The 13246-nt window shown below is 41.9% G+C and carries 13 protein-coding genes; 11 read left to right on the top strand and 2 right to left on the bottom strand.

Going from position 1 to position 13246, the window contains the following annotated elements:
* Nucleotides 1-18 precede the first annotated feature (18 nt).
* Nucleotides 19-675, bottom strand: coding sequence for a hypothetical protein (locus tag ACX6CI_RS02180; RefSeq protein ID WP_458776545.1), 657 nt, complete (start codon nucleotides 673-675; stop codon nucleotides 19-21).
* 226 nt (nucleotides 676-901) lie between these two features.
* Between ACX6CI_RS02180 and ACX6CI_RS02175 the strand changes: the two genes are divergently transcribed.
* The 11 genes from ACX6CI_RS02175 (at nucleotide 902) to ACX6CI_RS02125 (ending at nucleotide 12088) form a co-directional block, all read left to right on the top strand.
* On the top strand, nucleotides 902-3292 hold the full coding sequence (locus ACX6CI_RS02175) for an intermembrane phospholipid transport protein YdbH family protein (RefSeq protein WP_458776544.1): 2391 nt from the start codon (nucleotides 902-904) through the stop codon (nucleotides 3290-3292).
* 1 nt (nucleotide 3293) lies between these two features.
* Entirely contained in the window at nucleotides 3294-3491 is a 198-nt protein-coding gene (locus ACX6CI_RS02170; protein ID WP_458776543.1) for a YnbE family lipoprotein, read from the top strand.
* 24 nt (nucleotides 3492-3515) lie between these two features.
* Nucleotides 3516-3884 (top strand): YdbL family probable chaperone protein, encoded by a 369-nt coding sequence (locus tag ACX6CI_RS02165; RefSeq protein WP_458776542.1) that lies wholly within the window; start codon nucleotides 3516-3518, stop codon nucleotides 3882-3884.
* Nucleotides 3862-4626 carry a carboxy-S-adenosyl-L-methionine synthase CmoA gene (gene cmoA, locus ACX6CI_RS02160; protein ID WP_458776541.1) on the top strand — a complete coding sequence of 255 codons (765 nt, stop codon included), beginning with the start codon at nucleotides 3862-3864 and terminating at the stop codon, nucleotides 4624-4626. Before ACX6CI_RS02165 ends, cmoA begins: the two co-directional genes overlap by 23 nt.
* A 19-nt stretch (nucleotides 4627-4645) precedes the next feature.
* Nucleotides 4646-5608 (top strand): tRNA 5-methoxyuridine(34)/uridine 5-oxyacetic acid(34) synthase CmoB, encoded by a 963-nt coding sequence (gene cmoB / locus ACX6CI_RS02155; RefSeq protein WP_458776540.1) that lies wholly within the window; start codon nucleotides 4646-4648, stop codon nucleotides 5606-5608.
* A 103-nt stretch (nucleotides 5609-5711) separates the two neighbouring features.
* Nucleotides 5712-6257 carry a hypothetical protein gene (locus tag ACX6CI_RS02150; protein WP_458776539.1) on the top strand — a complete coding sequence of 182 codons (546 nt, stop codon included), beginning with the start codon at nucleotides 5712-5714 and terminating at the stop codon, nucleotides 6255-6257.
* Nucleotides 6258-6634: 377 nt separating this feature from the next.
* The gene (locus ACX6CI_RS02145) at nucleotides 6635-7222 is read left to right on the top strand and encodes a rhodanese-like domain-containing protein (protein WP_458776538.1); all 588 of its coding nucleotides are present in this window, start codon (nucleotides 6635-6637) and stop codon (nucleotides 7220-7222) included.
* A 3-nt stretch (nucleotides 7223-7225) separates the two neighbouring features.
* A complete protein-coding gene (locus tag ACX6CI_RS02140; RefSeq protein WP_458776537.1) occupies nucleotides 7226-7981 on the top strand; it encodes a rhodanese-like domain-containing protein in 756 nt (251 codons plus the stop codon).
* 877 nt (nucleotides 7982-8858) lie between these two features.
* Nucleotides 8859-10067, top strand: a complete 1209-nt coding sequence (locus ACX6CI_RS02135) for a sigma-54 interaction domain-containing protein (RefSeq protein ID WP_458776536.1) — start codon at nucleotides 8859-8861, stop codon at nucleotides 10065-10067.
* Nucleotides 10068-10308: 241 nt separating this feature from the next.
* On the top strand, nucleotides 10309-10536 hold the full coding sequence (locus ACX6CI_RS02130) for a hypothetical protein (protein WP_458776535.1): 228 nt from the start codon (nucleotides 10309-10311) through the stop codon (nucleotides 10534-10536).
* Nucleotides 10537-11326: 790 nt separating this feature from the next.
* A complete protein-coding gene (locus tag ACX6CI_RS02125; protein WP_458776534.1) occupies nucleotides 11327-12088 on the top strand; it encodes a hypothetical protein in 762 nt (253 codons plus the stop codon).
* A 168-nt stretch (nucleotides 12089-12256) separates the two neighbouring features.
* Here the strand turns inward: ACX6CI_RS02125 and ACX6CI_RS02120 are convergent, their stop codons facing one another.
* Nucleotides 12257-13237 carry a patatin-like phospholipase family protein gene (locus ACX6CI_RS02120; RefSeq protein WP_458776533.1) on the bottom strand — a complete coding sequence of 327 codons (981 nt, stop codon included), beginning with the start codon at nucleotides 13235-13237 and terminating at the stop codon, nucleotides 12257-12259.
* Between the last annotated feature and the right edge of the window lie 9 nt (nucleotides 13238-13246).

Genomic DNA, 13246 nt, shown 5'->3' with positions numbered 1-13246 from the left:
ACGGTGTTACAAAGACGATTAATGATCAGTATCCCAATCTGCCTTAACCTTGGTGATAATTTTTTGAATTATCGGCAGCTTATCTGATGCACATATTCCAAGCAGCGGTTCGCCCTGTGCAACTGAGACGCCAGGCTTGAAATAGACAGAGTGAATAACACCCTCTTCCCCATTGTAATATACCGGGGTGTCACGCTTCATAAGAGACATTGTCAACACTTCATCACCAGACTTAATGGTAACAGAGCCCGGCCCCTTCTTGTCAATTCGGGACTGAATATCCATGGCGAAGAAGTATTTTGCCGATTCCGGAGCAATAAAGAGAGAAAGTACTTCTTTTAAGATATTTTCGATAATTTCTTTCTTTTTAAGCGGGTGCTTAATCGTCATTAACTTCTCACCAGCTTCCACAAACTGACCATCAATTTCACTGTTAATATTTGAAATGATTCCGTTGGTTTGGGCTGATATAAGTTTCGGGTTCCTTTCCCGATTGATCTCATATATTGTAGAGCCTGGAACTTGTCCCCACTTGCCACTGGCTGCTTCGACTTCAGCTCCCTCCATGACTTTAAAGGATACTATCCCGGTATGCACCGCAAAGATATCCACATAATCATAAGGGTCTGACTTATATTTCGTTAGTAATTCATCAAAATCTATTTCATTTGCCATACGAACAACCTGTTTTCCTTTAATCATTAGATCAGCCGGCAACCGTCTGATCTATTATTACCTAACCCCGATAAACGGGAAATCGAGTAATGCACCAAATTATTATGCAACTACTGAGCAATACGTTTATACTGGCAGAAATGGATCAAGGCAAGGTTATATTTTTTTTAAACCCTGCTATACCCCAGATAACAGACTGATAAAACAACTCTTTTCAATTTTTACAATGAAATCAAAAATCCCTCTTCTGAAAACAGTTCTTTTCTCATTTCTTGGTATCACCCTTCTGTTTATGCTCTTGCTCCCGTTTCTCTGCAACACCTACCTGCTCCCACGACTCATTGAAGACCTGCCGTTTAGCCAAAAAGAATTCAGCCTCTCCAGGATTTCCCCATGGAAAACCATAGGTACACTTCGCCTGAGTGAAGATAACACCCTGGTAGCTTCCATACCAAAATTTGAACTCCACTACAGCCCACTTACTCTTATGCGGGGAGAAATTGACACACTACTCATAGATGGGTCAACGTTACAGTTAATGCAAAAAGACAAGAGAATTGTCTTTTCTAAAAGTGGTGAAAAAACCACTTCCAAGAAGAAAAGTAAGAGTTCGATCACCACTCGTCTAGGCATTACAGTAAATAAAATCGTGATCCGCGACAGTCACCTCAGGATACAAACTGAAAAAGCAGAGCAAGATCTCACTGTCGACGCCCTGCTCGAAATAGATAGCCGTAGAGTAAATAGAAAATATGAACTTACTGACATTACTGCCAAAATAGAGACAGCTGGCGACCTCAACCTCACATCCTCCATCAGAGCAGATTTTGAGCCAAATGAAATACTGCTTAAAGCTGACATACATATTCCAAATATAACAGATTTAAGCCAGATAACAGCCATCGACCAGACAATCTTGCCTGGGGGGTCTTTGGACTCCACAACAGATATTAGCGTGCAGGCAGAAACCCTTGCACTCAACACGTTCAACCTCAACGCTCACATAGACAACGTACGTGGTTCTTTTAATGGTGTTGCTACAAAGCAAACCCTGAGAGACGTACCTGTACAGGTTTCCATAACCGGCAACCAGGACACTCTCAAATTCAACCTTACCAACCTGTCAATCGAGACTTCGCAGGTAGGATTTGACTGCAACAGTTCAGGAACCATAGAGGCCAGTTCTAAAACCTTTCATATCGTGACCGACCTATACTCCCGACAATTACAAAGTACCTTTACACTTAAGAGTTCAGGACGTTATGAAAACCAATCCTTCAACGCCAGCGTTGATCTTATCAGTGACAAACTGACCATTAATCCAAATATCACTACCAGTCCAATACAGCTCAATGGAAATATTTTTTATGGTAATGATGTCCTGGAGTCCCGATTGACTGGTAATATCGATAGAATTCAGATGAGTGCTCGTCAATTAAGAGCAGAGGCTATTAACTGGGATCTGTTCTTTAAATATCCGCAGCATAATGGTTTTGATAACCAACAAAGCATCCTCACCATAGGGGCCATCCACTTTAAAGATGAAAAAGTAGCAAGCCTTACAGCTCATTTTACCCAAGAAGAAGATGCCCTTAACTACAATACTGATATAAAAAGTGAAATGGATATTCCGGGTACTGTTCACTGCAGTGGACTTGCTCACTACAGTAGGCCAACCACAGCAAACTGCAGCCTGCCTGTAACCCCAATTGACAGTAGCCTGTTTCCATCCTTTATCCCCATCCCTGAAAAGACAAGTTTTGCAGGAAACATAAATGCGAGTGCTGCGATCACTATTAATAAGGGCGCTCCTACAGGAAACCTCGACCTTCAGCTGTCTGATGGCAGCCTCAGCAGCGGCCAAACAGAAGTTACCGGTATCGAAACAACAATCCACATCCCTGCTCTGCCTTCCATCCAGAGCGCACCTGGCCAGCTTGCAACTATTGGCTCCATACACTCCGGGAAAATACTCGTTGAGGGAGGCAAGATCATTTATCGCATAGAAAACGAACAACAACTCTTTCTTGAAAAGGTAAGACTCAGCTGGTGTGGTGGCAAAATTGAAACAGGCAGTCTCACTCTTAGCTCCAAAATGGATGGCCTTGAGACTACACTCTACTGTGACAGGCTCGGCTTCGCACCACTACTACAACAATTTGGCATTGAAGACACCGAAGGTGAGGGGTCTCTTAATGGCAGGCTTCCAGTGTCCTTTAATAAACAGGGAATTTTATTTGATGATGGTTTTCTATTTTCCACCCCCGGCAATAGTGGTATAGTTCGCTTTACCAATACAGATCAGTTACAACAGGGCATGCCTGACATTGGCCAAAGTGCAACCCTTGACTATTCTATTAAATCCCTTGAAAATTTTGCATATAACTGGACAAAATTAACATTTAACACAGAGGACGACAACCTTCTCCTCGCCCTCCAACTCGACGGAAAACCTGCTGAGCCCTTGCCTTTTGGCTATAAAAATGGTCAGATCGTGGGCACAGACAAAGGGCCCGGCCTCCAACATCCGGTACGCCTTGATATGAACTTTCGGCTGCCCTTACAGGAACTGTTTCAGTACGGGAAAAGCCTTCAATCCTTAATGGAGAATATGTAAGATGACATCACCCTCGAAGTATAGCTTCTTACTACTTGGTGCAGTCGTAATCCTAATCTTTTCAGGATGTACTAAGCACGAGGTGGAGGTAAAACCTGTTGAAATTAAGCCGATCCACATCACAATTGATATTAACGTCAAAGTGGACAGGGCCCTTGATGATTTTTTTGGCGATCTCGACGACGCTCCAACAGAATAACACAACGATCCAGTGAGGTTAATCATGCATAAACATACTCTATCCGTTTCACTAGTCATCCTCCTTGCAACCGTATTGTTTTTTGCAGGACCCGCCTGTTCCGCATCGATAAAGGATCGCATGGCAGCGCGAATTCCAGCAATCACCCAGCTCAAAAACAGTGGTGTAGTTGGAGAAAACAACAAGGGTTATCTTGAATTCAGAGGAGCTAAAAAAAGTGAAGATCTCGTGGCCGACGAAAATAAAGACCGCAACATAGTATACGAGGCAATCGCTAAAAAGCAGGGCGCATCCGCTGATCTCGTAGGACAACGACGGGCAAAAATGATTGTTCAAAACGGACAGGCTGGACAGTGGTTTCAGAAGCAAGATGGCAGCTGGTATAAAAAATAAGAATATGGGCAGTTCTGCAAAAGACACTCTCTTTGACGTGGACACCATCCAAGAGGACTTTGTCTTCAACCAGAGAGTAGTTGAAGTTTTTGATGATATGATAGACCGTTCTGTACCATTTTACAGACAGGTCATTGAATCTTCAGCCGAGCTGCTTGGTCGTTTCACCAGAGAAAATGACGTGATCTACGATCTCGGCTGCTCTACTGGAAGTAGTATCTTAGAGTGTGCCCGCATTTTAGGAGGCAGGGAGCTCACGTTTGTCGGCATAGATAACTCAGCTCCCATGCTTGAAAAAGCAACCTTAAAGGCTGAACTCCATAGAAAAAAAGATGTCGTCTCTTTTGCCCACGAAGACATTACAGAATTCTCACATTCTGGCGCAGGAGCCATAATTCTCAACTACACCCTGCAGTTCATTCGTCCTCTGCAAAGAGAACAGTTCCTCAAAAAATTATTTCAAAATTTACGTCCGGGCGGGATTCTCCTCGTCAGTGAAAAAGTTCTCAGTCACAACAGTAGACTCAATAGAGAATATATTGATATTTATCACAGTTTTAAAAAATCCAGAGGTTACTCTGAGCTTGAAATTGCAAAAAAAAGAGAGGCATTAGAGAACATCCTCATCCCATTTTCCATCAATGAAAACCGCAACATGCTCAAAACCTGCGGTTTTGAATCTGTTGAAACCTACTTTCAATGGTTTAACTTCGCATCCTTTATTGCTCTCAAACCTGAATAACCCATTCTCCTTACACAACATGAATTATTTTGACACAATCCCGCAATCCGCGCAGATGGACACCATTGTCTCCGAACATAAGAGACTGCAAAAATGGATTAATCAGGACAAAAAAGGTTTCCTCCGCTATCGAAATCCTGCAAAAATCTTAAGCGAATTCAAAGCAGACTATGTTAACTGCGGTGTCGATGCTGTTACAATAGGCGATGACAAACAACTCAGCCGTGAAGAAAATGCAATTATCCGTGAACACTTGAAAAGCTTCATGCCCTGGCGAAAAGGGCCCTTTTCAGTATTTGGCAACCATGTTGATTCTGAATGGCGCAGTGAACGTAAGTGGAATCGGGTGGTCCCGGTACTTCCGGATCTAAAGGGGAAGATCATTGCCGATATAGGCTGTAATAACGGCTATTACATGTTTCGGATGGCTGACGCTGATCCCAAAATGGTGCTCGGCTTTGAACCATCCATCCAACATTACTACTGTTTCAATGCGCTCAACGGCATGGCCGGCCTCAAAAATCTTCACATTGACCTTCTGGGCATAGAGCACCTCCATCTGTTTGAAAACACATTTGATATGGTGTTTCTCATGGGCATCATCTATCATCGCCCCTCCCCCATCGATACCCTTCGGGATATTCTGTCATCTCTGACACCTGGCGGATCGTTAATCCTTGAATCCCAGGCAATTCCAGGTGATGAGCCCTATGCTCTGTTTCCAGATAATACCTATGCTAAGGTTCCAGGCACTTATTTTGTCCCTACAGGACAATGCGTATACAACTGGATGAAAAAAGCTGGCTTTACCAACATAGATTTTTTCTGCTCCCACCCGATGTCAGATGAAGAGCAACGGCAGACAGAGTGGATGACATTTGAATCGTACAACGACTTTATCCAGACGGAAAATCAAAGCCTTACAATAGAAGGCTACCCTGCCCCTTGCAGAATTTACCTCAAAGGTGATAAAAAAGAGTAGTTTAAGCCTGATCTATGCTATTCCTACTATTGCCTTTCAAGAGAACTGTGGTTACACTGCGGTAGAACTTTTTTATTCTTATTTCCTGACCTAAGGAGACATTATGGATTTATCGAAATACACTTTGTACAGTAGCGGACTCAAAGGAGCAGAATCCACATTTGGTGACGAGGCTGAGAAGGCTGGAATAAGGGAGGTTGTTTACTCTTTTGATGGCCACAAACTTTCCAGAGAAAAGAATGTTGAAATTCTGGATAAGGAACAGCTTGAGCGTGGTGATATCAGTATGGAACTGGCATCCCGCATGTTGAACCGTACCTACTATGAAACTGAAAAAATTCGTAAGGTTCTCCAAACTATTTTCCATATGGTCAATAGTGGTCATCAGGTATTTGTCATAGGATCCATACAGGAAGACGGATCGGTTAAAGGTGGTACAGGTTGGGCTGTAGAACTTGCAAAGATGTTTAACCGCCCCCTTCATGTTTTCGACCAACCGCAAAAAAAGTGGTTCACCTGGAATAACGAATGGAAGGAAGATTCTCCAAAGATCGAATATGAAACCTTCGTCGGTAGTGGAACCCGCTATTTGAGTGATGCTGGCCGTGAAGCTATTGAACAACTCTTCAAAGATTCTTTCCAGGAATAAACAACTGAATTACGACCTGCCGGCGAATATATTTGCCGGTAGGCCGCCTCTTTTACCGCTCCATCCCCCCCTTTCACCAACACCATCTCCTTGACAGGAACAGGAAAAATGTTGCATTTGCACACCTCAAACATTACTATTACGTTTAATAGTTAAATGGTCATTATCTTTCAAAGGGCTTAATATTACAACAATACCTATTTAATTAACTGATTATTATTTAGTTTTTTTCTCAGATATTGGACAATCGGTGCCTTTTTTTAGATAATTCATTGATTACAGAATTTATGGCTATGAATTTATTCCACTGCGCCATAAACACTTGTCCAACAAACAGGTGGTTTACCTGAAATGTTTCTTCAACAATGAGGTGTACAATGAAAAAGGGTGTACTCAAAGTGGGCTTAGGAAGCCTACTCGCTGTAAATCTTCTCCTTGCGGGTAATATCTTACCCCCAACCACAGGAGTTGTTTTTGCCGCAGAAACCCAAAAAGCTCAGGCAGAAGTTCAAATGGTTAAAGGAAAAATCACCAACATTTCCCAGAAAGCCAAAACTATAGCTCTATCTAAAAAAGACAAGAGCTTTTTCCTATTGAAATTCAGCGACGACACCATATTAAAAGGGGTTAAATCCACCAAGGAGTTCAAGGTTGGTGAGGCTATCATAGTCAACTATACCGTCTCAGACTCTGAAAACATTGCCACCTCCCTTGAAAAAGCTATCGTAAAGCTACCAAAGGGTGTAACTGAAATCAAAACAGATGAACTTGCCAAACTCATTACTGAGAATAAGGATCTTGTCATCGTAGATGCCAGACCTCCTGTGAAATATGGCGAGGGTCATATACCATCATCGATCTCCATTCCGTTTTCTAAACTCACCAAGATGGGCGACAAAGGATCAACCCTTTTTGACAAGTATAAAGATAAACAACTGGTCTTCTATTGCGGGGGCCCCACCTGAACCATGAGTCCTAAATCCGCCGGTCTGGCGGTTAAATGGGGTCACAAAAACCCACGCGTCTATGTTGATGGTCTTCCTGCATGGAAGAAATCTGGCAAAGCAACAGTACCCACAGTTGATCATATAGAAAAAGGTAACATTGTCCTTGTTGATCTGCGAGATAATGCAAAGGTTGAAGCCGGGTACATCCCGAGAGCCTATACCATCCCAATGACTGATCTCGAAGATGCAGAAGATGCATTTCCACAAAGCCTTGGCGCTCCTATCTATCTTTACTCCGACAACGATGCAGACATCAAAACTGCTCGTAAAATGGTCAAAGAGTGGGGATATAAAAATGTAAACGGCTTTTACGGCGCCATTGCCATGTGGGAAGCGGCTGGAAAAAAACTGCAAAAAGGTCCCGCCCTTACAGCAAGCGACGACACTCCGATCGACTGGCAGAAAAAGTTAGGCTCTGGTGAAATCAGTATCGGCGACTTCACGAAGTCTTTGAAATCAGATCTTATCTATGTGGTCGATGCCAGAACCCCTGAAGAGTTTTCTTCGGGTCACTTTCCAGGTTCTGTGTCCATACCACTTGAGCAGATGAAAACCCGTCTCAGCGAAATACCAAAAGACAAGTTCATCGTCGTCCACTGCAAAACCGGTGGCCGTGGTGAAATTGGTTATCGCATCCTAAAAGAAGAGGGATATGCGGTAAAATTCCTTAATGCTGAATGTGAATGCGAATTGTCCGGAGAATTTGAAATCTGGTAAATGAAGCATCATTGAATTATTGAATTAAAAACGGCCCGACTAGTTAACTAGCCGGGCCGTTTTAATGCTGCCTTGTAAAATGCCCTACCAAGCCAAACCTTATTGCTTGAATCCAGCAATAGGACTCAAGTCACACTGCTCAACATATATCCGTCAAGCGTTGGAAAAGCTCTCTTGGTGATGTACCATTCAAAGCTGATAATCACTTCTCCCTGGTTGGTGTGTCAGCTACTTTCGAGATCAACGACTAACTCTTCAAAACAGGAGAACCTTTTAACATTGCGAACTTAAAATTACTTCCAGATAAGTGAACGTAGTGAGCCCTTCGAGGCACTTATCACGTTTATCGGGGTTAGGATTTTAAACCACAAGTGAGCGTTTTGCAAAAATAGGATTGTCGCCCAAGATTGAGGCCTGTGAAAAATTTTACCACAGGCATATGGTTAATATTCCGAGGATAAAATTTAGAACAAAACGAATATATTGGGTGAAAAGACACTTTTGCAAAAAGCTCAAGTTATAATTCATATAAAATCTCTGGCCTACGCTGCGGATAGCAATTATAACTATGCGTAGTAGCATACAGTTAATTTCAGGGCGTAATGACGTGTAACCTACTTATATTAGAACACAATACACCCAAAAAATAATTACTTGAACTCAATGTCATTTTAATGACAAAAAAACTTTCACTCATACAATGTATAATATTCTTGTTTTTGGATTAAATACAATTTCCAAGGAGCTCGTTGATAGTTTTTCCTCCCTCTCTTGTAATTTTATTCACATAAATAGTGCATCTGAATTCTATTCGACTGCATTTTCCCGTGTTTTTGATCTCTGGATCATTGAATCAGCGCATCCAGAGATCTCTGAAATGGCCCTTCCTGAATTGTTGGCGACTCACAATTCTCCTCATATTTTCCTTTTTAATCACTCGATTGATAATCTACAGCCTGAAAGGGCTACGGTCATTAAAGAAGGCGATTTGCCCAAAAGTGTCGAAATTTTTTCTCAAATCATGCATGACAAACGAGACCACAATCGCAAGAAATATCTTGCGGGTTTTGTTCAGGATCAACCCGGACTAGAAGCAATCTTCACAAGAAGTCCTCTAATGGAAACCTTGCTCGATCTTGTGAAAGATGTCGCTCCTACCGATTCACCAATCTTTATCCTGGGGGAAACCGGAACGGGCAAAGAACTACTTGCGAATATTTTCCACAATGAGTCACGTCGTAGATCCGGCCCTTTTATGGCTGTAAACTGTGGAGCACTTCCGGACAGTTTATTGGAATCTGAGCTCTTTGGTTTTGAAAAAGGTGCTTTCACAGGCGCTAACAGAAGACATATTGGCAAGATTGAACACGCCTCTGGTGGGACCTTATTTTTAGACGAGATTGAGTCGATGTCTCCTGCAATGCAAGTTAGATTATTGCGTGTTTTACAGGAAAAATCTCTTCAGCGACTTGGCGGAAATCTAGAAATTAATGTCGATTTCAGAGTTATCGGCGCAACAAACACTGACCCTCTGGAGCTATTAAATTCAGGCAAACTGCGATCCGATCTTTATTATCGTCTTTCTGTATTTGAAATGAATATTCCCCCATTGCGCGATAGAGTAGAAGATATTCCTCTTTTAGTTCAGCATATTGTAAATAAAAAAAGAAGGAATGGCAGAGAGTACGTAAAGGGTGTCGATGAACAGGCTATGCAAATTCTTCGTTCTGTCCCCTGGTTTGGTAACATTCGAGAACTTCAAAATGTTATCGAACGAGCCGTAATGCTTGCCAATAGGGATATAATAACTGCCGACCTTATACACATTCCCAATAACCCTTTAGCAGAATTTTCTATCGACACTGCCAATTTGGCTGACCATGCGTTCCGTCCTGGAACAACATTAAAATCCTATAAAAATCTTCTTAACCAAGCTGCGGAAAGAAAATATCTTATTGAGTTACTCGAATACACCAACGGACGAATTGGTGAATCAGCACAGTTTTGCGGATTAACCCCAAGAGCCCTGTATAATAAAATGAAAATTCACGGACTAAAGAAAGAAGATTTTAGAAAATCGGAATAAAAGTAAAAAATCGGAAATATGATTGAAAACACTTAAAATTCCAAGCAATTACCCCTATACGCTTTTCCCAACACGTATATTTTCGGAAATTCGCCCCCCATTTCCATAGACTTTGTTCTGCTCACAATACAGTGCAATAACAGAAAGATATCGTCAAAAAAACTGTCTTTAGCTTGGCATGATTATTGGAATATGATCTCTGTCTGGTTTCCATTTTAATAAAAATTTAAGGAGATTGAAAATGGGCAAATTCAATAAACATCAAACAGACAGAGACAGGTTTGGAAAGTGTCAAATATGTATGGAATACATTTCAATTGAATATTACTTCAATAAAGGTGATTCTATTGTTTGTTATGAGTGTGGGACAGAATACATACTCAGCTCCAAAAACCCAGTGAAGTTATCTCTTTCTGAAGGGAATTACTGCAATGATGACTACTTTGGAGATCTACTGTTTGATGACTAGATTATATCGCTCTTAGTCATACGGACTCAGGGTAACAATCATGTATTGGGCATGCTGTAGTTCTTCTCCCCATATATAGATACAGAGCTGAAAAGCTACATAAGGAGGGCTTGAAGTTTTTAAATTTCGGCCCTCTTTATACAAAAACATAGGGATGCGATTGGTGGAATGGTTCTTTTAAATTAAAATATTTTTGAAAATCGGAAGATCTAGCGCAACATATCAATATTTATACTACTAATTTGATTCACCTCTCTTTCATTCAGCTTTTTCGGTAATTTTAGTTCACCTGTTTCTCCCCTTCTCATCAATCATAATTACAGAAATATTATACAAGTAGAGTGGAATACACTTTATCGCAAAGGTGGTATGATTGCTGGACTGTTTTTGTGAAATTATTTTACATTTGAGCCGTTTACAAAAATTGGATTTTTTTTCAAGGTCGAGACTTGAACAATTATTCGTTCGTAGCGTTAACAGTATAAAGGCCTATCTGCCTGGACGATTGGTTGGCATAAGATAAGGAAGAGACAAAAAGCACATTCCATTGGGGTAATTGAAAATATTGATGATCTTCGGTTCTGGAAATATTGAATTCAGTGCTCAGTCTCCGAAATTTGCGTACCATAAACCAGATTAAATCTAGAAAATATCATTAAGCTGCCGTATGATACCAATATACCATATAACTCCCAGTACCCCATAGGTTGTGAGTTATGACTCGAATGACATTCTACCATGCTACAAAATACATTCAGCAAGCATAACAACGACATGTAAGGATAAGAAAATGAGTTTAATAAAATGTTGCTTATACACAACAATTTTCTACTGCTCTTTGTTGCCCTTAAGTGCCCAAGCTGAGAGTTGGGATGTTGAGGCTCAGTTGTATCTCATGGGTACATCTATTGACGGAGATGCCGCTATTGGCCGTGCTCAAGGGGTTGATGTAAATGTGGACTTTAACACAATCCTGGAAAACCTCGATCTTGCAGGCATGGTCCACTTCGAAGCAATCCATGCAAGTCGATGGGGCATTGCTCTGGATTACAGTTTCATGGATCTGAGTGCTGATCTTACTGGTCCAAAAGGAGGAGTTGCTGATGCAGGGGTACGGCAGGGAGTGTTACAAGTTGACCTCCTGTACCGAATGCCGATACATAAAGGGAATATTGATTGGATCACAGGTGTCCGTTGGTGGGATAACGATATCGACCTAACAGTTGACACCACTGTTTTACCAGGTTCAGTTCACGCAAGTGTGGAAGAGGACTGGATAGATCTTTTTATTGGTGCTCGGTGGATTACCCATATTAATGACAGTTTGGATTTTATGCTTCGTGGTGATATTGGTGGTTTTGGTTTGGAGTCTGAATTAACAGGACAACTCTATGGCAACGTAAGGTGGAATTTGAATGACAGCTGGGCCATTGATATTGGATACAAAGCAGTTTGGGTTGATTATGAAAGTGGCAATAAAGGCCGACCTGGTTACTTTGTTTACGATACCGTCACCCACGGGCCAATGCTTGGTATAATATACAAATTCTGAGTAACCCAACTTGCCTCAACTTCATGAATAAATATAGAGGTACTGGTTGAGCTTACTGCTAACACTAACAAACGTATGGCCGGTGTCTTGCACCGAAACTGACCTGATTGTTCAACACAATTAATTCCCTCCACTCTATAATAAAACCAGTCCCGGAACACAGCCTCCCTACACACTCTTCTCCTTAGGCGCCTGAAGCAGAGGCAGAATATCCTCAACCTGCTCTCTTGCAGCAATATAACCTTCAGCAATTGTATGCTCAACCTGATCAAAGTTCATCATCTTCAACTCACCTAAACGGGGTTGGATCAAAATATCCGGTTGATCAACGGCTAAATTTATCCTGGTTATCCGCTCCTGCATGATCCCAACAGAAGTCATCACTGTATCTATAATATCTGGGGCGGCAGTTTCCCTGTGTAGTAATCCTGTTGTTTTCTGAAGCAATCGCTTTTCTATATTTTCATAATAATCACTCATCTTTTTCACAAGATCATGCATATTTCCCCCCTCACTCAGAGGCTCAGAATGATCGATCTTTTCGGGAACTGCCAGATCTACTCTATCCCGACAATCTGTTGACCGAGACACTATCCTACTATTCAGGTCCACTGCGATTGTCAAATCCGCTCCCATGACCCTTGCAAGGCCAACGGGCACCGGGTCCACAAGTCCACCATCCACAAGCCACCGTCCATCCATCCGGACCGGTTCAAACAAGCCCGGATAGGACATAGTTGCACGAAGAGCATTTAAGATACTCCCTGATTTCAAGACAACCTTCTTACCACGTTCAAGGTCGGTTGCAACCATCATAAGGGGCGTTGCAAGATCAGCAAAATCTTCTGCATCCGTGTGCATTGAGAACAGCTCCTGAACCCTTTTTTTACCATTTAAAAGTCCTGCTCTGGGAAACACCACATCAAAATAGGAAAATATCTTTTTCCCATCCATGTTACGGATGAAATTTTCAAGACTTATAAGGTTTCCACTAGCGTATACGGCACCAACATATGCCCCCACACTGCATCCAGCTATATAATCAATACGAACTCCTGCCTCTTCCAGAGCCCTTATCACACCAATATGTGCCCAGCCTCGAGAAGCACCGCTGCCTAAGACCAGTCCAACCTTTTTACGCGCCCCCATAATCAGCAA

Source organism: Desulforhopalus glucosivorans, assembly GCF_054397165.1.
This window is presented reverse-complemented; position numbering and strand designations above follow the sequence as displayed.